This is a genomic window from Flavobacteriales bacterium, from assembly GCA_019694795.1.
Classification (GTDB): domain Bacteria; phylum Bacteroidota; class Bacteroidia; order Flavobacteriales_D; family UBA2798; genus UBA2798.
The window spans coordinates 1-20,842 of sequence record JAIBBF010000037.1 but is presented as its reverse complement, the minus strand read 5'-3'; the positions used below and the strand labels follow the sequence as shown (position 1 = coordinate 20,842).

At 41.4% G+C, this 20,842-nt stretch carries 16 protein-coding genes; 7 read left to right on the top strand and 9 right to left on the bottom strand.

The genetic code is table 11. The features are described from left to right. Nucleotides 1-36: 36 nt before the first annotated feature. Genes K1X56_10930 through K1X56_10920 form a run of 3 tightly spaced genes read right to left on the bottom strand, consistent with a single transcriptional unit; the run spans nt 37 to nt 2,706 of the window. Nucleotides 37-786: a polyphosphate polymerase domain-containing protein gene (locus tag K1X56_10930; protein ID MBX7095230.1), complete on the bottom strand. Its 750-nt coding sequence runs from the start codon at nt 784-786 to the stop codon at nt 37-39. Next, nucleotides 786-1,172: a hypothetical protein gene (locus tag K1X56_10925; GenBank protein MBX7095229.1), complete on the bottom strand. Its 387-nt coding sequence runs from the start codon at nt 1,170-1,172 to the stop codon at nt 786-788. Before K1X56_10925 ends, K1X56_10930 begins: the two co-directional genes overlap by 1 nt. A 19-nt stretch (nt 1,173-1,191) precedes the next feature. Next, complete coding sequence (locus tag K1X56_10920) at nt 1,192-2,706, bottom strand: CotH kinase family protein (protein MBX7095228.1); 1,515 nt, start codon at nt 2,704-2,706, stop codon at nt 1,192-1,194. Nucleotides 2,707-2,793: 87 nt separating this feature from the next. On the opposite strand from K1X56_10920, the gene K1X56_10915 reads away from it, so the two are divergent. Genes K1X56_10915 through K1X56_10905 form a run of 3 tightly spaced genes read left to right on the top strand, consistent with a single transcriptional unit; the run spans nt 2,794 to nt 5,695 of the window. Next, nucleotides 2,794-3,294: a cytidine deaminase gene (locus tag K1X56_10915; protein ID MBX7095227.1), complete on the top strand. Its 501-nt coding sequence runs from the start codon at nt 2,794-2,796 to the stop codon at nt 3,292-3,294. Nucleotides 3,295-3,352: 58 nt separating this feature from the next. Then, the gene (gene pdhA / locus K1X56_10910; protein ID MBX7095226.1) at nt 3,353-4,408 is read left to right on the top strand and encodes a pyruvate dehydrogenase (acetyl-transferring) E1 component subunit alpha; all 1,056 of its coding nucleotides are present in this window, start codon (nt 3,353-3,355) and stop codon (nt 4,406-4,408) included. Nucleotides 4,409-4,423: 15 nt separating this feature from the next. After that, nucleotides 4,424-5,695, top strand: a complete 1,272-nt coding sequence (locus K1X56_10905) for a 2-oxo acid dehydrogenase subunit E2 (GenBank protein ID MBX7095225.1) — start codon at nt 4,424-4,426, stop codon at nt 5,693-5,695. A gap of 49 nt (nt 5,696-5,744) precedes the next feature. Here K1X56_10905 and K1X56_10900 read toward each other — a convergent pair whose 3' ends face one another. Next, on the bottom strand, nt 5,745-7,103 hold the full coding sequence (locus K1X56_10900) for an rRNA cytosine-C5-methyltransferase (GenBank protein ID MBX7095224.1): 1,359 nt from the start codon (nt 7,101-7,103) through the stop codon (nt 5,745-5,747). 10 nt (nt 7,104-7,113) lie between these two features. On the opposite strand from K1X56_10900, the gene K1X56_10895 reads away from it, so the two are divergent. Next, entirely contained in the window at nt 7,114-8,205 is a 1,092-nt protein-coding gene (locus tag K1X56_10895) for a hypothetical protein (GenBank protein ID MBX7095223.1), read from the top strand. Here K1X56_10895 and K1X56_10890 read toward each other — a convergent pair. Together K1X56_10890 and K1X56_10885 are read right to left on the bottom strand one after the other, a co-directional pair. Then, a complete protein-coding gene (locus K1X56_10890) occupies nt 8,202-11,093 on the bottom strand; it encodes an insulinase family protein (GenBank protein MBX7095222.1) in 2,892 nt (963 codons plus the stop codon). The genes K1X56_10895 and K1X56_10890 overlap by 4 nt on opposite strands. A gap of 110 nt (nt 11,094-11,203) precedes the next feature. Beyond that, the gene (locus K1X56_10885; protein MBX7095221.1) at nt 11,204-11,845 is read right to left on the bottom strand and encodes a YceI family protein; all 642 of its coding nucleotides are present in this window, start codon (nt 11,843-11,845) and stop codon (nt 11,204-11,206) included. A 107-nt stretch (nt 11,846-11,952) separates the two neighbouring features. Here K1X56_10885 and K1X56_10880 point away from each other — a divergent pair, with 107 nt between their 5' ends. After that, complete coding sequence (locus K1X56_10880) at nt 11,953-12,255, top strand: hypothetical protein (protein ID MBX7095220.1); 303 nt, start codon at nt 11,953-11,955, stop codon at nt 12,253-12,255. After that, nucleotides 12,252-12,605, top strand: a complete 354-nt coding sequence (locus K1X56_10875) for a hypothetical protein (protein MBX7095219.1) — start codon at nt 12,252-12,254, stop codon at nt 12,603-12,605. Before K1X56_10880 ends, K1X56_10875 begins: the two co-directional genes overlap by 4 nt. On the opposite strand, the gene K1X56_10870 is transcribed toward K1X56_10875, so the two are convergent. The 3 genes from K1X56_10870 to K1X56_10860 form a co-directional block, all read right to left on the bottom strand. Next, nucleotides 12,577-14,664 carry a helix-hairpin-helix domain-containing protein gene (locus K1X56_10870; protein ID MBX7095218.1) on the bottom strand — a complete coding sequence of 696 codons (2,088 nt, stop codon included), beginning with the start codon at nt 14,662-14,664 and terminating at the stop codon, nt 12,577-12,579. The genes K1X56_10875 and K1X56_10870 overlap by 29 nt on opposite strands. Next, a complete protein-coding gene (locus K1X56_10865) occupies nt 14,661-15,506 on the bottom strand; it encodes a hypothetical protein (protein ID MBX7095217.1) in 846 nt (281 codons plus the stop codon). The genes K1X56_10870 and K1X56_10865 overlap by 4 nt, the downstream gene beginning before the upstream one ends. Nucleotides 15,507-15,600: 94 nt before the next feature. Then, a complete protein-coding gene (locus K1X56_10860) occupies nt 15,601-19,953 on the bottom strand; it encodes a caspase family protein (protein MBX7095216.1) in 4,353 nt (1,450 codons plus the stop codon). Nucleotides 19,954-20,403: 450 nt separating this feature from the next. Here K1X56_10860 and K1X56_10855 point away from each other — a divergent pair. After that, the coding region (locus tag K1X56_10855; GenBank protein MBX7095215.1) for a hypothetical protein at nt 20,404-20,842 on the top strand (439 nt) is incomplete at its 3' end.

Below are 20,842 nucleotides of genomic sequence, written 5' to 3'. Positions count from 1 at the left end.
TAGGAATCCGGGAATCAGATTAAATAGATTCATTGTTTATGCTGCTTTTTTTATTTTTTCAATGGCCAGTAGTTTGGACTTGAAATTATTTGATTTTAATTCTTTTTCGATAAGTGCGGTTCCTACACAATATTTACTCATTCCCGATTCGCGAATTCCGTATTGGCGCAGGACATTAATAATTTTTGAAGAACGGCTTCTGTTTTCTTGTTTTACTTCTGCAATAATTAAAGAGCCCACATCTTCTTTTTCACCTTTCATGTTTTCGAAGTTCAATCCGAAATCGATGGTGAGTCGTTCTTTTTCTTTTCGGTTGATGAGTGTCACCCGGTGAAATCCGTTCCATAATACCGGAACAAGATTTAATTTTTCTCCGGTTGCTTTTTCAATAAAAGCTCTCGATTTTTCACTGAGCTCAGTTTCGAATCCACTTAACTTAATCCGCGATTTTACCGTTCTTCCTTTTACTTTCACTTTTACTTCGAGGTAGAATAAATTCGACTCGATGTAATTGCGGATTCTGATTTTAAAACGATAAGGTTTGCCTTTATGATGATCGAGATAGAGCTGATGATCGGGGGTGTCGAAATACAAGGTGCGGTAGGCGGATGCGCGAACGGTGTTGACCTCGAGAATACGGTAATCGTTACTGCAGGCTTTTAAAATTTCGGGTAGCAACGATGCGCTGAATCCGAATTTGGTATCGGTTCGGTTCATGAGCTTTACGCTATCCATTTCATCGAGTGAAATCGGATCCATGTTTGCTATGACGTCCTGCAATTGCATTATCCTTTTACGGTAATATCTGCAAGTGTAACAATTTCTTTTTTATCGTTAATTTCCACGGTTTGTAAAACCGGAGTAATATCTCCCGTAATTGGATCTTTGGTATAGGCAAAAATCTGGTATGTGCCCGGACGCAAATAGCGGAATTCAAATGATCCGTCGTAACTGGTTTTCACATTGTCGTCGTAAAATGTATTGCTTCCTCCATAAATGATATACACATCATAATCGGGTGCATAATACTGGTCCTGCAAAACCCCGCCAGTGTAATTTTTCATGTAGATTTTACCCTTAATGGTCGCTTTTCCACCTACGCCTTCATCTTTCTGGCAAGCACTAAAAAGAAGTAAAAATAATACGGATACTAAGCTTAACTTTTTAAACATGGTTATGATTGATTTTTTGTTATTGTTTCATGAATTTATTGCGATAGATTTTTCCGGAAGGCGTATACATTTGTAAAATGTACATTCCTTCTGATGCAATTGCATGCAAGGAAATAACAGGACTGTTATTTAAGTTTCCGGTTAAAATCATTCTTCCAGATAAATCAAAAATCTCGTATACACAATTGTTTTCGTTGAGTCCGTCCACCCGAATCTGGTCATGGGCGGGATTCGGGTACAAATCAAGCATTTCATTTTGAATATCGGAAATCCCCACCGTACAACCGTAGGCTCCTAATTGGGAAGCTACCGAATTGCGGCGGTTGGTTAAAAAGGATTTAATACCGGGCATGTCGTTACCACCCGGATTTCCAACTACCGTTACTGTGTTATTAAGGTTGTCTTCGAAATTCTGATTGCTGTAAAATTTAAGGCTGTCGGCATATACATCGGCGCGAATGGCATTGGCCAGCGAATCGATTTTTGCATCGAGGGTCCAGATTGAAAAATCATAATTCACCAAATCGCAAAGGGCATCGGCAAGGCGTTGTTTCGCTGCGTTGTTTTGCAAAAGGCGCTCGTGAAGGGGACGATTACCGGGTGGATTGGGAACGTAAAAAATATTCATTGCCTCAATTTGAGCAACGGTCATCCCCTGATTAAAGTTACCGAAAGCTTCATTAACGTCCCATGAAATATAACGGAATTGATTAATGGTGGAATCGTGATAGATGTAATAGTTATGTCCGCTTCCTAAATAGGAATCCAGATTAGAAAATAAAACATGCGATGCCCAGGTATAATAGAAATTATCCATGTCGAGATAATTAGCCAGGGTATCGGGCAAAGCGCCAATTGCGGTGTTGTTTAATTTATTGATGAACGTTACCAGATCGGTCCAGTCGTTTTGGGTTTCGTTGGTTTTGAGTTCGTATTTGGTGTAATAGGCGGTGGGACTACTTCCCAACCATTTTAAATCGCCGGAGGGATCTCCTTTAAAGAGATTTCCTTTTTTATCGTTGAAACGCAAATCGAGAAATGTTTTATCGATTTCTTCTACGGCGGTGTAGAGTCCCCAATAAACCCCGTTTACATATACGCGGGTATAGGTGCAGCGTGGACCATAAATTCCGCGGTAGTAAAGAAAATCGAGCATCATTTTTTCACGCAGAAAACTCGGATCTTTAAAACAATTGTTGAGGTTGATTTTTTTTAAGCCATCGTGTTTTTGTCCGCTGACATATTCATTAAAATCGATCTTCCACGATTTTTTATTGGAGGGATTATTATAGGATGAATTGCCTTTAAATTTTATGCCGCAGTCGGGCATGGTGTCGGTATCAATTACCACATCGCATTTAATATACACATCATTGGTATAGCCTGTGGTTAGCGAATCCCAATAAGAGCTTTGGTGGAAAGTGAGGTACACATCATGAATAACGGCATCGCCAAAAAATGCATTTCCTTCATTTTGGGCATCACCCGGCAGGGTGAAAACCAGGAAGACAAATGCAGCAAAAAACTTTTTCATATCAGCTTTTGTTATCTTTATTCGTTGAAAATGGGGGAATAACCTTTTCATAAAGTTAGATAAACAGACTATTAACGCAAGTAGGATATGGGAAAAAGCGTTCAAACATTGGGTTTTCATTACGAAACCTTTGATTCTCTAGATGAATTGCCTGCCGATGAAGTGCAATTGGTGGAGGCTGCCCGTGAAGCTGCCGAGTCGGCCTATGCGCCTTATTCCCGCTATCACGTAGGTGCCGCCTTGCGATTGAGCGGAGGGAGAATGGTGATTGGTTCGAACCAGGAAAACGTGGCTTATCCTTCGGGACTTTGCGCTGAACGTGTTGCTTTTTTTGCAGCCGGTGCTCAATTTCCGGGTAAAACCATTGAGAAGGTGGCCATTATTGCGCTGTCGGAAGATTTTGACGTAAACGAACCTGTTGCCCCCTGTGGAGCCTGCAGGCAAAGTATGTCGGAATACGAGTTTAAGCAGGACACCCCGATTCGCCTTTTATTGGCCAGTGCCAGTGGTAAAATTATTGCCATTAACAGCGTAAATAGCTTATTACCCTTGGTTTTCAACGAATCTAAACTCAAGAAACCGCTTTAAGGTTTTCCTTTTTGCTGTTGCATAATTGTTATATTTGTCCCCAATCAAATTCCTTTCAATGGCTTCAGATACCAAAGCAAAGAAAGCATCGGCCAAATCGATGGTGGCCTCGGATGATAAGAAGGTAAAATTTTCGAAAGAAACCTATGTGAAGTGGTACGAGGATATGCTCGTAATGCGCAAAATCGAAGAGAAGGCGGGTCAGCTTTATCTCCAGCAGAAATTCGGTGGTTTTTGTCACCTCTACATTGGCCAGGAAGCCATTGTTGCAGGTACGGCCTCTGCTTGTCGCCCCGGTGATAAACACATCACGGCTTACCGTGACCATGCTCATCCGATTGCATTGGGTATGCATCCGAAATACATGATGGCCGAATTATATGGTCGCCAAACGGGGATGTCGAAAGGTAAAGGCGGATCGATGCACATGTTCAACAAGGAGATTAATCTGATGGGTGGACATGGTATTGTTGGTGCTCAAATTCCAATGGGTGCCGGTATTGCTTTTGCGGAAAAATATTTAGGAACCGAGAATGTTTGTTTCACCTCCATGGGTGATGGAGCTGTTCGTCAGGGAGCACTGCACGAAACCTTCAACATGGCCATGATGTGGAAACTTCCGGTGATTTTTATTATTGAGAATAATAATTACGCGATGGGTACTTCCGTAGAACGTACCACGAACGTAACAGATCTTTCTGAAATTGGCGCTTCTTATCATATGCCTTCGTTTAATGTTGACGGAATGAGTTGCGAAGCCGTTCACCTTGCCATTGAAGAAGCCTGTGACCGTGCCCGCCGCGGTGATGGTCCGACCTTATTAAACATCATGACCTATCGCTATAAAGGTCATTCCATGAGTGATCCGCAAAAATACCGCAGCAAAGAGGAAGTGGAAGAATACAAAAAGAAAGATCCGATTGAGCAGGTTTTAGCTACCATTCGCGCCAACAAATACCTGAGTGAAAAAGAAATTGAAGCGATTGAAAAAAAGGTGGAAGACATTGTTGAAGAATCGGTGAAGTTTGCCGAAGAAAGTCCGCTACCGGATCCAAGCGAGTTGTACAACGATATTTACAGCGAGCCGAATTATCCTTATATCATCGAATACTAAAAATACATCCGAACGATGGCAGAAATAGTACGCATGCCCAAATTAAGTGATACCATGACCGAAGGGGTGGTTGCACAATGGCATAAGAAAGTTGGCGATCCGGTTAAATCCGGAGAGTTATTGGCAGAGATTGAAACCGACAAGGCCACGATGGAATTTGAATCGTACCAAAGCGGTGTGTTATTGCATATTGGTGTTGAAAAAGGAAAAGCTGCTCCGGTAGATTCCATTCTTGCCATTCTTGGAAAGCAGGGGGAAGATATTTCCGCTTTACTGGAAGCAGAAAAGAAAAATGCTCCTGCCGCTAAAGAAGAAACGAAAGTAGAAACAGCAGTACAAACCCCGGTTGTTGCCGAGACCAAAACCGTTGAAGCGCCCAAAACCGTTACTGTAGCTTCTACCCAAAAAGTAGTTAAATCTACTGCAGTGAACACTTCTGCCAATGGAAGAACTAAAATTTCTCCACTGGCGAAAAAGCTGGCCGAAGAACGCGGATTAAATCCGGGTATTTTACAAGGAAGTGGAGAAGGTGGACGAATTGTAAAACGCGATATTGAAAACTTTGCCGGATTAGGCATGATGAGTGGTGGCGTTGAAAGTTATACCGAAGTACCGGTATCGCAAATGCGCAAAACCATTGCACGCCGCCTGGCCGAATCGAAATTCTCTGCTCCGCATTTTTACCTGACACTCGAAATTGATATGGATCGCGCTATGGATGCGCGTAAAGCAATTGCTGATATCAATGGTGTGAAAGTGAGCTTTAATGACATGGTGATTAAAGCCGCTGCTTTAGCACTGAAAAAACATCCTGCCGTTAATTCCAGCTGGCTGGGTGACCGCATTCGTTATAATGATCATGTGCACATGGGTGTTGCTGTAGCGGTGGAAGACGGATTACTTGTTCCGGTTGTTCGTTTTGCAGATACCAAATCGCTGTCGCAAATTTCTGCTGAGGTTCGCGAATACGCGCAAAAAGCAAAAGATAAAAAATTACAACCAGCCGATTGGGAAGGAAATACATTTACCATTTCTAATCTCGGTATGTTCGGTATAGAAGAATTCACCGCCATTATTAATCCGCCGGATGCATGTATTCTTGCCGTTGGAGGAATTAAACAAGTTCCTGTAGTGAAAAACGGTGCTGTAGTTCCGGGGAATATTATGAAAGTCACCTTAAGCTGCGATCACCGTGTGGTGGATGGTGCAACAGGTGCGGGATTCCTGAATACCTTTAAACAATTACTCGAAAATCCGGCCGTGATGCTGGGTCAGTATACCATTTAATTTTTTCAGCAATGAGTAGGGGAGTCCTTCGTTTTTACGGAGGACTTTTTTATTTCAACTGCATTCTGATTTTCCACTCTTTGGGATAATAATTATTGGAACGATTTGGCAATTGTTTGATCCATCCCAGCGGTAATTGTTGATACGTGATTAAATTCCATCCGATTTCACCCTTGGTGCTGATGTCCTCCGTTTTTAAATAACGCAAGGCTTCTTCTTTTTCCAATTCGAGTTGCTGAAAATTTTCGGAATGGAAGGCAGCGGAAAAAACAGCTTCGGGTGCGGGGATCCAGTCCTTCCCTTTTTTTTCGGCCAGCGGATATTTTTCCAGTGCAAAGCGCAGATGTTTTTTTAGAAATGCCGTTTCGCGTGCGTTGGCATGAATAAATGCTTTTTCATTTTCCATGTACAAGGCATATTCCCATTCGGGACGAAGCCATGATTTTAATTCCTCCGCTTTTTTTGTGGAACTGCTTTTTTCGCGGGGAAGATGCAGGTGTGGTTCATTGCCGGGTTTGCGCATTACACTTAGGAAAAATCCTTCTGCTTTGGTGCGGTGTGGTAAAAAACGATAAGCATCGATACCGGAAGTTTTCGTGCGGAAAATATTCCATTCCTCCGGAACATTCATGGCTACATTTTCGAGTGAAAATTCCTGCACGCAGTATTCCAGTTGTTTTTCATTTTCTTCGGCATTGTAGGTGCAGGTACTGTATATGAGAATTCCCCCATCGCGCAGTGCCGGAAGAATTTCTCCGATGATGTTTTTTTGCCGGACAGCGCATTGTTTTACATTGTCGACCGACCATTCCCCGAGTGCGTTTTCATCTTTGCGGAACATGCCTTCACCTGAACAAGGTGCATCGATGAGAATGATATCGAAAAATCCGTTGAACGAACTGAAATCGGAAGCCTCGTTGTTGCTGACAATAATTTTCGGATCGCCGTGGCGGATGATGTTTTCGCGAAGTACGGAACAACGCGGACGCGAAACTTCATTGGCAATGAGTAAATCGTTTTCGCGAAGAGATAATGCCATTAAAGTAGATTTTCCTCCCGGAGCAGCGCATAGATCGAGTACGCGAACTTCGTGTTGCGGAAGAATTTGTTGCATCACATGGTGGAGAAACATGGAGCCGGCTTCTTGCACATAATAGGCTCCGGCATGAAATAAAGGATGCAGCGTAAAGACCGGTCGCTCGCTGAGGTATTCTCCCCATGCACACCAGGGCACAGGATGCGTGTTTGCGGCGAGATGGTAACGGAGTGGGTGTCGACGTACCGACAACACGGGTTCTTGCTGTATAGCTGCTTTAAAATCGTTCAGTTCGCTTGCGGATAATAGATGACGGAGGCCGGATACGACCTGTTCTATTTTTTCTGCCTGTTCCGGAGTATATTCGTTCAAAAGATCGGGTATGAGAATTTTTATTGTTGCGCTAATATACATCATGTTCGCCTCATGCGGTGGTACAGAACAAAAAAGTAAAGCAGAAGAAAACAAAGACAGCAGCGCATTGATCGTGGAGGATACCACCTTGGTACCTGCTGAAGAAGTTCAACCAGAAAAAAGTTATATCTGGAAAAAATATCCGGAATGGAAACAGGGCGATGAGTTGGAGGTGATTGCTCTCGATAAAATAACATTAGCGGCAGGAACTGATTTCGGCGATACTTTATTTCCTTATCTCGCCTTGCATCAATTGTTCCCCGGAAAATTTTCGATAGAACCATCGGATTATTCAGATCAGGAATTTCCATTGGTACGATGGAAATGCGATAACTGCAAACGGGAAGATATTATTTATGAATACCTCAATGAAAATTATGGCGTGTTTCCCGATTCTAACGTAAATACAACAGTGGTGAGTGATCTGATAGAAATGGATGAAAATCATCAGGCGCTGGTGTTTAATCATTATAGCCAGTACAGCATCGATTTCTCCGGAAGGTTTTTGGGGCCGGGTACCGGTATTGCCATTTTTAAACGCGTGAAAGGAAGATGGAAGCTTGAAACCTTTGATCCCTATGTAGGCTGTTATGGTTCTTTCAATAATTTATTTGCGCCCTCTCTGTTGCGGGTAGGAAAAGAAAAATGGTTGTTCGATTTTTCCTATTCGAACGGTGGTGCGGGAGGAATGTATACTACGGTAAGTTCCTTGTATGTTCCAGCGGGAATGGAAATGCGTCGTGTTTTACGTCGCGATGATTTATTTATGTACAATACCGAATATGGAGAATGGGCTACCGAGATTCAGGTGCCTGATTCCCTGGGTGTGGGTTGGTCGGATTTGGTGTTGATCACCACCGGGACCATGAACGGTGTTGCATTAAGCGATGGATCGGAGGAGGTAAAATGGTTGCTGGGATGGATTTGTAAAGAATGGAAAAGCGTGATGGAGGAATGCATACAATCCAAAAAAGAAATTCGTTTTCGTTCGGAAATACGAATGACGTATAAGGGAGAGTACAAGGAAGTCAGCACGAAAATGGAAGTGTTGAAGGATTAATCCTTATACATTTCTTTTTCTTTTACTGTGATTACTTTTCCAAACTTCTCTAATCGTTTCATGTCGAATTTAGAAGTGTTGCCCACTATGGTGATGGTGATCGGATGTGCTTTGATGTAGTTGGACCAGAATTGAGTTATGACATCGAAATTCATTTTTTCGTAAGCGGCGATGAGATCGTTTTTTGGATCGGTTTTGTATTCGCGCATTTGCCAGTATTCGATGATTTCGATGATACCACGAAAGCCGGGTCGTTCCGATTGTGCAGATTGAATTAAACTCGATTGCACCGATGACCAGCGCTCCGGTTTTTGTGGCATATTTAAAATCAAATCAGTCATTGCTTCTACCGCATCATTGGTTTTATCGCCCTGGCATCCGATGTAACCGGTAAAGAAGGATTTTTCTCCCTGTTTAGAAGGCGCAGTGAATTGAGCGTAGGTTCCATAAGCCAGCGAACGGAATTCGCGGATTTCCTGGAAGACGAGGCTCGACATATCGCCGCCGAAATATTTATTGAAGGCCAGCATATCGGCCAGCTGATCGTTGGTATAAGGAACACCTTCGATGTAGAAATAAATTTGCGATTGAAGCGCTTTGGGTTGATTAAACAGGAAAATGGTATTTTCTTTTGGAACAGAACGCTCGAGATACACACGCTCACGATTGGCTTTTCTTTCGCTTACATTCCACACCTGATCGCCCAATGCGTTTTTGATGGATTCCGATTTCAGATTACCGACATAGGTGACAATGATTTCATAATTCATGGCATCCTGAATGGCCGCTGTAATTTCCGCCGCTTTCATTTTTTTGAATTCTGCCAATGAAATTTCGCGGAGGTAGGCCGATTGTTTTCCGAATAAAACATAATTACTCAGAACACCCGACCAAAATCCGGGAGAGCGTTTGCTCATTTTTAATTCGGTGTTGAGGTCCTGCGCAATTTTTTTCATGCGTTCATCTTCCGTTTTTAGCGAAGTGAGGTGTTTAACCACAATGGCGCAAGCTTTTTCCAGGTTTTCATCGAGTCCTTCTACATATACAATAAAACGATGTTCCACCACCATAAAACTGGCTGAGCATCCAAGTTTGAATAATTCATTTTTGAATTGTGCCGCCGTATAATTTTCGGAAGAAGCATATTCAAGATAACGCGGAGCGAATTTGAGAGCGGGGGAATAATATTTACCGGTACCAAAGCGGATTTTGAGCGAGAAAATGGAATTGAATGGATTCACCGCTTGTTTCAGCGTGATGTTTTTACCAATGGAAGAAACGCGGATGTCCTTGTTAAAATCCACCGAAACAGGAATGGCCTGATCTTCCGGAATCTGTTTCCATTTTTCATAATAGGCCGAATGTTTTTCTTCTTTGGGAATGACCGGTTCAAATTCGGGTTTGCTGAGTTTATCTTTTTTCGGTTTTCCCATTTTGGAGTAAAGCACCAATCGGTTTTCGCCCAGGTATTTTTTTGCAACGCGAATAATATCTTCTTTGCTGATGGCTCTAACTTCATTTTCGTAATTGAGCACTTTGCTCCAATCGGTTTCGGTATAAAATGCAGTACCGATGGTTAAAGCCCGTTGTTCATTTTGTTCCCAGCCTTTTTGAAAATTTTTGATGAGATCTGTTTTTGTGGCTTCCAGAATTGCTGCATCGAAATTTCCGTTTTGAATTTTTTCTATTTCCGCATTGATGAGTTTTTCTGCTTTTTTGAGGGGTTGACCAACAATTTTCGGAATAAACATAAAAAAGGATGCTCCGTAATCGGTATTCACCATCGAAAATCCGCTGGCTTCAATCAGTTTTCCTTCGGTGGACAAACGATCGATGGGGCCGGCGCTTCCGTTGGACAATAAATTCATGAGGACTTCCATGGCAATTTCGTCCGGATCATTTTTTTTCGGTGTGCGGAATCCGATTAATCCTGCCTTAACGGGGGTGGCTCTTAATTTCAGGACTTCCTTCCCCTTAAATTCCTTTTCTTCATACTTCGGAAATTCCGGAACAGGAGCCGAGCGCCAGTCGCTGAATTTTTCTTCGATGATTTTAATGACTTCCTCTGCTTTAAAATCGCCGCTCAGTACCAAGGCCATGTTATTGGCAACGTAATAGGTATTGTAATAATTATACATCGCCGTAAGGGAAGGATTTTTCAGATGTTCTGTTTTGCCAATTACGGTTTGTTGTCCGTACGGATGCACTTTATAAAACTGCGCCATGTATTTTTCGAAGGCATAGGTAATGGGATCATCCATGCCGATGTTTTTTTCTTCGTACACGGTTTCGAGTTCGCTTTGGAATAAACGAAATACCGGATGTTCGAAACGATGATCGTAGATATCGAGCCAGCGACGAATTTGATTGGAGGGGAAGGAATTGTAATAGGCGGTGACTTCTTCGGTGGTGAATGCATTCACGTCATCGCCTCCGATTTCGGCCAGCATGCGGTCCATTTCATTGGGGATCGCATATTGCGCCGCTTTAACCGATTCTTCATTTATTTTTTTCTGAATCGCCAAACGTTCTTTCGGGTCGGTGGTTTTTCCGAGGAGATCGTAAAGGCGGTTGATTTCGTCGAGATGAATTTTTTCTTTTTGATAATCGGTGGTTCCTAATTCTTCGGTGCCTTTAAACAACATGTGTTCGAGGTAATGGGCCATTCCCGTATTATCGGATGGATCTTTTTTACCTCCGGTTTTTACAACGATTGCTCCAAATACACGAGGCTCATCGTGATTTTCGCTCAGGTAAACCGTAAGGCCGTTTTTAAGGTGATATTCCTTTACACCAATGGGATCGTTGGGAAAGGTTTTGGGTTGTAATTGAGCTTGCGCAGTTCCTGAAAGAATTAACAGGATAAAAAGATAACGCAGTTGAAGCATGAGCCTGATTTTTGAGTGGCTAAATATCAGGAATGCAATGAAGGAAAGCAACAAAAAAAATGCGCTGTCCTTATTCAGAACAGCGCATCTGTTTGTAACCCTAATGCCAATTATTTGTTGGCTACCAGATTTACTTTGAATTTGATATCGTCGGAGATGATTTTATCGCCGATTGCTCCGCTTAAACCAGAACCCCAGGTTACACCCCAGTCGTTACGGTTAATGGTGAATTCTGCATTTGCTGTCAGTTTTTCGCCTTCTACTTTAATGGTAGCAGGGAAGCTGATGTTTTTGGTGCTGTCTTTAATGGTTAAGTTACCGCTCAGGTTATGTGTACCGTCTGCATTTTTAGCCCATCCTGTAACTTCGAATTTCGAAGTAGGGAATTTTTCAGCATCGAAGAAATCGGGCGACATTAAGTGACCAGCCAATTTTGCCATGTCTTCAGGGTTAGCACCTTCGTCGGTTCCAACCACCGTTTTCATGTCAACCACAAAGTTACCGGAAGTAACGGTATCACCTTTCATGGTGAGTTCACCTTCGGTGATGTTGATGGTACCATCGTGACCATAAGCCACTTTTTCACCGTGCCAGTTCAGCACAGATGCAGCAGGATCAACTTTGTACGCAACACTTTCTACTGTAGCTTCAGCTACTTCTTTTTTATCTGTTGCTTCTACAGCTTCGCTACCGCAGGAAGCCAGAATAGTACTTGCAATCAGTGCAAGGGAGAGGAATTTTACAGTTTTCATTTTGGTTTTTAGTTTTTCGACAACAAATGTAGGTACAACAATTCATATTTTCCAAATTTCGGACTCATTTTTTTTGATTTCTTAACAAAGGGGACTTATTTTGAGGGGTGAACAAGGAAATTCAATGTCCGAATTGCAAGGCCTGGATGAAAGGATCCGGTGAACACTGCGACCAATGTGGTGCAGTTTTAAACCGGCACGAATATATAAGGGAGGAACGAATTAAACAGGGATTGATCCCCTCCCCAAAGCCGAAGAAAAAAAGCAGGATAGAAATCTGGCTGGATAAAACGGAAGATTCGGAGAATACGTTGATTATTGTACTTCGGACGATGGTGGCGGCTTTCTGGTTGACCTGGATGGCCATTCTTGGATTTTTTATCTGGTTAATTACATTATTGGCGGGATGAGAACAGGCGTGTTTCTTCTAATGGTATTCATCTGGATTTGCAATCGCTTTTTATTTCCGGGTGTAATTCCGTTTCATTCATGGATAAGCGATTTCATTGCAATTCCTGTATTTAGTTTTTTCGCTACCATCAGTATTCGAAAAATGCACAACCATCATTTTATTCCTTCACCTGTACAGGTGATTTGGGCTGCATTGATATTTTCCATTTGGTTCGAGGGAATTATGCCACTGCGTGATGCGCGATTTACGGCCGATGGATGGGATGTGCTTTGTTATTTTGCCGGTGCGGGATGTTGGATTCGTTTTCCTTTTTTGTTTTTTAGAAACGAAGCCGCAACTGAATCCTGATTTCTGATTTACGGTTACCCTGAATTTCGCTTAGTCCGGAACCAATGGTGTTTTGATTGTTGTACAACCATTGTCCGTAACGCAACCACACATCAAATCGTTTTTTGTATTGGTAACGGATGATGCCGTAAAAACGGGTGCCACGGTAGTAATAGGATGGAATGGAAAAGAAATACAATACATCGTTTTCGTAAGCGTAAATGCGGGCATCGTAGCTGTCGGTATCGAAAATGGCGTAGCGACCGGTAAATGTGATGGGAAGTTTTTCCGGCTTCCAGATGAGATCCTGATAAATGAGATATCCACGTTGTTTATCGCGCTCGAAAAATCCGACGTTCATCATTTCAATCCGGTTGCGGACGCTGATCTGATCGTTGATTTTGCAATTGAACTGATAACGGTAATTGTTTTGTTCTTTATCGAGCAGCACATTAATTTCTTCCGGATCATTGGGATCGTCGTAAGGTTTGCTGCGGTGACGGGCACGAATGTACATGTCCATCGTTTTTGATGGTTTCCATTGCAATTGTGCGAGGTATTCCATTCCACGTTGCGGACCCGTTGCGCCGCTTCTCAACCATTCACTTTCGAAGGTATCGAAATAGGCGTTGATGGTCCAATTCGGATTGGGACGTAATTCCAAACCGATGTATAGTCCTTTTTCATTGACGGGTTTACTGGCTTCGGCGAGTGCGTTGGCGAAGAGCGACTGATAATTTTTTTGATAATTGCGGTACACCACGCTTACTGAAAATTTCGGATCGAGACTGGCGAGTAATCCGTGTTGCATCGCCCAACCTCCATTGAGGGAGCGACTCATTTCTCCGAAGAAATTAAAATTGTTTTTGATGTAATTGTAATCGATACCTGTTACGAGATTGTGATCGCCGTTAAAATCGAACTGATTCGTAATGCTTGTTGTTTTTTGTAAACCGGGATTGAGTGTTGAATAAATTCCCGTGAAACCAATATTGCTGCGTTTTGTTTTCCAGGCAAAATGTCCACCCATATGCTGCACCAATACAGCATTTCTATCTTCTATTTCTGCAGGTGTGGTATGCAGACCTGAAGTTTGCAGTGAACTGATGTATTCATCATCACCGGAAACCGTGGTATCGCTATTGAGTATGCGGTTACCATCGAGGTGATCGCGGGAATAGAGTGCGGTGATTTCGGTTTGTTTGATTTTATAGGTAATGGCGGCGCCCCGCATGAATTGATTTTCACCGGTGGCGGTGTAGGGACGAAGCGTTTGCGAATTGCGTTTTACATTGAGTGTGTATGCATTTTTTCCGAGAGCGAGTCCCGTTGCAAAGGTGAGTCCTTGTCCGAACGAAACCTGATAATCGCCCACTACAGCGGCTTTCACATTACCGATATTTTTTACAAAAAGATGCGCCGAATAAAAATCGAATCCCTGTTTTTGCGCACCCGAAAAAAAGTTTTCTCCCGCGTCCTTATCACCTGTGATACCAAAAGAAATGGAATTACCGAAACGATAGCGGTAACGCGTGTACAAGCGATAAGGCGTGCCCTGGTAGCGGGAATTGGGACTCGCCGCCAGTGCGGAATCGCTGATGGGTGTAAATCCTTGCTGCTCTTCGAGAACTTGCGATGCGCGCACAAACCATTCCTGCGTTCCGTCTTTCAGCAAGGTGTGCAGATCGATGTGTGGAGCGTCGAACATGTCGGACACCCGCACAAAGGGTAAAATGTTGCGGATGGTTTGTAAATCGAAACCGGGAATAGCTTGCAATTCGTAAATGGAAATCAGTTTTCCGTTTTTTTCGATGTGCAGTAACAAGGCTGTGATTTGCACTTCGGAGAGCAACATGATTTCCTGCAACTCTTCGCGCGAGGTGCGATTGAGGTTGATGGGATGATCGTAGTAAAAGGAAAGCTCATCGATGAGGGTAGTGAAATCGGGATTTTCATTTCCGAGTGCTTCGGCTATGAGTTCGATGCGCTGTTCGATGATGGCCATCTTTTGCGGATCCTGTTCCTGTGCGCGGAGGAATGAAGGAATAAAGATCAGCAGAATGAAACTAATTTTTTTCAAGGCTCAATTTCTTTTTCCTTTTTCTTGGAAGGCGCGTAGGAGAGTCCCACCTGCGGTGAAAATCCCAGCGTCTGATGATACGAAGCTGCAATATCCAATACGAGATCTTTGAAATAAAATCCGAAACCGAAACTGTTGAGTGTGGGATTGGTGGATATTCCCGCTCGTATGGCAATGAGATCGAGCACACGGTATTCGGCACCTGCACGAATGATGAGGGGATGGTCTACATCTTTTTGCGCTTCGAGTGCTGCGAATATTTTTTTGGAAATGGAATAATTTAATCCAAATCGCATAATACTCGGAATGTATTCGCTGCCGGAGTTGCTCGTGTTTAATTTCGACCGGGTAATGTTGTACATATGCGCACTTGCCACTAAATTTTTATTCAAAGCCAGGCGGAATCCGATTTCACCCGTTAGGGTGTGACCCTTACCGTATATACCTCCAAAACGAATACTGTTGTAATTAATGCCAATGCCCACCGCAAAATTTTCAGTGATTTTTCTTCCGTAAGAAATGCCTGCTTTGCTCTCGTTGTAAGATGACAAACTAAAGGAATGATAAAGCAATCCGAATGTACCGCTTTTGGTAGGTAAGGCAAATGCCGCAGCACTCAGGTTCATATCCTTAATCAGAAAACGGTTTTCGTAATACACGCCGCCGCTGAATTGTTCGAGGTAAGCGAGGGAAGCCTGGTTATTTTGCACGGCCCAGGCATCATTGAGTGCAAGCGAAGCATGGGCAAGTCCCGCACTGCGTGCCCCCACCGGTAAATTATCGTTGCCCGCTTTTCCAAGCGAAAACAAGAGTAAGAATGCAAATAGCAAATGAAATTTCATAGCCCCAAGCGCTGGAATAAATATAAAGATAATTGGAATATCCTCAGCAGCCTTTGAAAGGTAAAAATAAGAGGAAATTGGTGTTAATTACGCCTTACCAAATCCTGAAATCCAGACTTAAATTTTCAATTCTGCTGGTGGGTTGTTGTGCGCCATTGCTCAGTAGAATTACTTCGGAACGGAGGTATTGTTGCAATTCACTCAGCATCACCATGCCGTCCTGATTTAAATCTGCTTTCAGGTTCTTTAGTCCATGCAATAAACAATACGTGAATAACCCATTTTTCCATTCTGCACTTTCCATGGCATATTCCACCCCTCCGGAAGATGAAATGACCGTAGCGCCTGTTCCTCTTCGCAGATCCGTAAATAATTCTGCCATCAGTTCGGAAGTTGTTTTTAAACCCAGCGTTTTCTTTTGAATTCCTGCCCCCGCATTTCTGAATTTGATGTCTTCATTGCCGGAAATGCTTTGGGCAATTTGCGACACCTCTTCTTTATCGATTTCGCCGGAGTGACAAGCATCGATGAAAATAACTTTTTTAAGCGGTTCTATTCCGTCCAAAATCGATTCCAGTTCCTCATAGGGAATTCCTTTTTCCGCCGGCTTGTTAAAGTCCATTTCATAGGTGGCTAAATAATAATTGAGTTTTTCGTCCAGTACACCATGACCTGCCACTGATAGAATAACTACATCGTCTCTTTTTGCCTTTAACAGTGTTTCTTTTAATTGAGCGACATTCTCTTTTGTTACTTTTTCGTCGGTTAGAGAGATTATGTGCGTTTTAGAAAAAAGTGAACTGTTGGATTGAAACATTGCAGCGATGTCTTTTGCATCTTTGGCTGCATACGATAAATTGTAGCGTTCATCCAGGTATTTGGAATCGCCAATGGTAATTAAATAGAGTTCGGGTTTCGGATTGATTTTATTATTGAATTGAATTTCGATGGTCTCCTTATACGATTCAGCACCTGCTTGATTTAATACGGAGACCTGAATTTTATTTTTTCCGCTGCATAAATTCAATTTTATCTTTTTGGTGATTTGCTGCGTCGTTTCATTGCGGAGATCAATTCCCTTAGTCCCAAAAACGGGCACATCATTAATAAAAACATTAATCCGGTCGAGCTTGAATTTTTCATCGAGTACATTCAATTCCAATTCCAGTTCAGGAGTATCGGTTTGTGCAGGTAATGACTCAAAATTAAAAATTTTTATTTCAGGTAAATGAAAATCGTCGGACAACATATCTTCCGTGAATCCCATTCTTTTTAGTCGTTTGATGTAGGCAGCATGGTAAGAGCTGATTAAAACACTATCCTGGTTTCCGATTCGCTGCAATAGGATGTCCGGCCGGTTATATTTTAAATCGAATTGTTCAATGCCGTAAATTTTATTGTTGTGTCTGAACTTGATGAACTGATTGTTTTTGGCATTGGATTTATAATAATTATCGGGTGTAATAAAAATATGTTCCTCTCCACTTTTGTAAAAGGTGTAAATCGGCTTTTTGTTTGTTCCATTCATATCGTAAACGCGAACGCCACCATCGTAACCATAAGTCATGAATTTTTTTTCCGGGTAAAGCAGGTGCATGAAGTGGAAGGGAACAGGAGGTGTTTCAAATTTTTTGATCGGTTTATTTTTAAATGGATCGGCAATAATCGGGGTGTATTTTAAATCTGTAGTAATGTAAAAGGCGGAATCGATAATATCCTTGCACATGTATAGATTTACATCGCTGTATTCATTGGCCAGGTAATAATATTCCAGAAACGAATGCTCCCCGTATTTTCCATGTGCCCTGATACCTGCTGTTCCGTCGTAGTTATATTGATAATTCTCGAAATTTTCAATTTGATTATCACCCAAATGATGATCGCCGATATTGAACAGTTTCGCAATGGTGTCTTGTAAAGAGAGAAATTCTGGTTTATCTACCCATGATTTTGTATTAATATCAAAAAAGTGGGTCTTGTTTTCATATGGATATTGCGTTTTGTTTCCGGAGGTTCTGATCTCCTTAAATATTCTGATCTCCAACAATTCGTTAAAGGTATATAATGCCCAGTCGCTTCCGGCATTAGTATATTCACCTGCATATTGGAAAAAGGGAAAGTATAAATACATTTTGTTCTCCGGTTTAGCATCGGTGACAATGAATTTCAAGTTTCCATTTAAATTTTGTGTCGTAATCCAATAATTTTTAACGCTTAGGTTAATAGGGTCCAGTCGCGTAAAATGATCCATTGCGTTTATGTAAGAAATGGAGGGTAGTAAACTGGGCCGAACCCTGCCTAATTCCGGTTTGGGTAAATTAATAAGGGTGGTCTGGTTGGTGACTTCATGAAGGGATAGCACCGTATGGTCCATTGACGGATGCCAAATGTTGATGGTGGGATTGAGACTGTCTGCTGTTGAAGAAATCGAATAGTACTGTCGTGCTAAATTCACACTTTTACCATCGTATAACCTCGATTTTAATGTATTGAGGTTGTAATGGAAATCATTGGTTAGTCCGTAAATCTCATTATTATTTATAAAATAGGTTTGCGTTTTACCCATGAAAAAGGCCGAAGCTGAAACATTGTGCTTTATTATTTTGTTCTCTTTTCGGTCGAAGATGCTATAAATTCTATTGTTGTTGACTGTTTCAAAAACCAACAAGAAACGCTTTGAATGATCGGAATCCAGAATTTGGAGTATGTGGTTTTGGATTTTAGGATGTTCTAATTTTTGATAAAAGGAAAAGTAACTTAATGTTGTATCCAACGATTTAAGCTCTTGCTTTAGTTTTTCATCCTCAAAAAGGGTTCGCTTTAAAAAATACCTGAAAACCCCATCGTTTAAATAGGTGGAGACGTAATAATAACAGGAATCATTCTCTTTCATTTTAACATCCTCCAAATAGATCGATTCGGAATAGAGGGTGTCAACAAAAGAAAGGCCCGGGTAAATGGGATTGGCCAAACTCAATTTAAAATCGGAATATTCATTATTATCGATTTTAAGTGGTTTGTTTTTGCCGGCAACTAAATCGCTTGTTAATTGAGCATGGGTTAATGTGTTTTCGTCATAATAAAACCTTGAATTTTCTTTGTTTCCATAGGAAGTATCGTGAATGCTAAACCAATTACCTTCCAGTTCGAACGAGATACAATGCGAAATGAAATTGTCGTCGAAATCGCCATTGTAATTATACTTGAAATCGGAATAGTGTAGGGTGTGGGTGATTAAAAAGGATTTTAGGTCGATAATATGTATTTCATAGTTTTGATCCCAAACTGTGAGTAGCGGAAGTTGCGGGTGAATGGCCGCTTTGATGATGTTAAACTCTGGAAGTTTGATTTCTTTAATCAGGGTTTTCAAATCCGCTGTCCATATTTTAATGATAGGTGATTCGGAGTAGGTGATGTAAATGTTTTCTGAAGGGCAATACAAAAGGTCGATGATGGGACCGGGATACCCAATTTGCGGAAGGATCTCGATGGGTTCCGGTTTGCTTTTAGCATTCTTTTTCGGCACTTCCGTTTTATTTAGCTTTAGATGGAAGCTAATCTGGTTTTCTTGCGGTAATAGTTTAACCTTTTTTGATTCATCGTATCGAAATACAATGCTGTCGCCACTCGCATTTTCAAAATAGGAATTGGGGTGTTTTAGATAGTATTCCCTCATGGCCTTGTACGTATGATAAGTGTAAACCGAATAAATGGAATCTTTTTTCTGTTGCGGTTGAATGGTAAATTCGGAATAGGAGGTTTGATTATTAGTGTTTAAAAGTAATTGTGAATATTCCCAGCTTTTGGCGGTGGCGTAATAGGTGTTGAAACCGTCTAAACCTTCCAGTGAAAAGAAATTTCCGAATAGTGGTTTAATATGAATGAAATTGGGATAAAAAGTGGAGGTTTCTATTTTATGGAGGACATTAAATTTTGAATCCATCCAATAAAAATAGTAGCCATTGTGAGTGGCCACTTTAGAACCATCTTCATTGAATGCCATGGAGAGATAAGGAGAAAAGAGATCCAATTTTTCTGAAGCGATCGAATTCGATTTTAAATCATAGCGAATTAATTTCCCGTTATTATATGCAATGGCAAGCTGATTGGTATTCTCGTGCATGGCCAGCGCGCAGACCTTGCTCTCTTCGATTTTAATCGAATTTATTTGGTTGAGATTGAAATCAAGAAACACTATAGTGCCGTTTTCTGTCCCCAACACCAGCATTGTTTTACTTAGGCAATAGGAGGAGATTCCCTTATATGTTTTAATGCTTTTTTCACTCACAAAATCATAGATCAGCAATTGATGATCGAAACCATGAAGGAGGATAAAATTGGTACCCGGAATTGCATGGATACCGGTTACAATTTGGTTAGGAATGTATAATTCATGCCAGGTTTTAGTACGGGTGTCGAAATGAAAAACTTCATTCCCATCATTCATCAGCATAAAATGATGGTTAAGGTCGCTACTCGATGTGCTGATTTGTGAATTTACCCTTTGAGTTAATGTCAAGGTAACTAGAAGAAATAGTAGCGATTTGAATTTATTCATAGTAAAGTATAGTTTCGCTAATGAGACCATGCAATAAAGATAAGTATATTCTAAATAGGCACGAATGACAGGATTTTTTGTTCTATTGTTGGTTTTTAAAGAAATGCGTTATTCTGTCTAACTAGTAATCATTGCTCTATTTTATGGTTTTTTAAATGAAGAATTGTTTTCTGTTTTTTGGATATAACATTCCTAATAATTGAAAGGATAGGCGGATTAACTATTTTGGTGACATCTTAGCATTTCCAATGTTAAATTCAATTAAGAGTAATTTTTGGATTGTGCAAATGGGGGAGGAGGTTATAATTTATTATCTTTATTACTAATCCGTTTTTCATTATGAATGTTCGAATTCCTTCACTTCTTGTTTTTTGTGCAGCCATTGTTCTGATTGCTTCCTGTTCCGAAAAGCCGAACTATGATTATACGCCTGTTCATAAATCATTCTCTTCCGATCCTTATAACGCTACCCTAACAAAAAGCCAATATTTTGAAATTAATGCTGATCAGGATAATGTAATTGAAGGCGAACAGGGAATTATCATTAGCATTCCGAAAGGAGCGTTTTATAAAGAAGGAAATGAGAAAGTGAGTGGAACAGTTAAAGTTGAATTGACTGAAGCTTTGCATCTTTCCGATATGATTTTCTCCAACCTCACCACTATGTCGGATGGAAATTTGTTAAGTACCGGCGGCATGTTTTATGTCAATTTTACGCAGAATGATCAGCAATTGGTCATTGATAAGGAAGTTCCGCTTTATGTGCAGGTACCTAAAT

Bases quoted from the DNA above. Each gene is read 5' to 3' on its own strand.
- K1X56_10930 (MBX7095230.1), bottom strand. From the start codon at position 786: ATGCAATTGCAGGACGTCATAGCAAACATGGATCCGATTTCACTCGAT.
- K1X56_10915 (MBX7095227.1), top strand. From the start codon at position 2,794: ATGGGAAAAAGCGTTCAAACATTGGGTTTTCATTACGAAACCTTTGAT.
- K1X56_10865 (MBX7095217.1), bottom strand. From the start codon at position 15,506: ATGAAATTTCATTTGCTATTTGCATTCTTACTCTTGTTTTCGCTTGGA.
- K1X56_10860 (MBX7095216.1), bottom strand. From the start codon at position 19,953: ATGAATGATGGGAATGAAGTTTTTCATTTCGACACCCGTACTAAAACC.
- K1X56_10875 (MBX7095219.1), top strand. From the start codon at position 12,252: ATGAGAACAGGCGTGTTTCTTCTAATGGTATTCATCTGGATTTGCAAT.
- K1X56_10895 (MBX7095223.1), top strand. From the start codon at position 7,114: ATGAGAATTTTTATTGTTGCGCTAATATACATCATGTTCGCCTCATGC.
- pdhA (MBX7095226.1), top strand. From the start codon at position 3,353: ATGGCTTCAGATACCAAAGCAAAGAAAGCATCGGCCAAATCGATGGTG.
- K1X56_10890 (MBX7095222.1), bottom strand. From the start codon at position 11,093: ATGCTTCAACTGCGTTATCTTTTTATCCTGTTAATTCTTTCAGGAACT.
- K1X56_10920 (MBX7095228.1), bottom strand. From the start codon at position 2,706: ATGAAAAAGTTTTTTGCTGCATTTGTCTTCCTGGTTTTCACCCTGCCG.
- K1X56_10905 (MBX7095225.1), top strand. From the start codon at position 4,424: ATGGCAGAAATAGTACGCATGCCCAAATTAAGTGATACCATGACCGAA.
- K1X56_10885 (MBX7095221.1), bottom strand. From the start codon at position 11,845: ATGAAAACTGTAAAATTCCTCTCCCTTGCACTGATTGCAAGTACTATT.
- K1X56_10925 (MBX7095229.1), bottom strand. From the start codon at position 1,172: ATGTTTAAAAAGTTAAGCTTAGTATCCGTATTATTTTTACTTCTTTTT.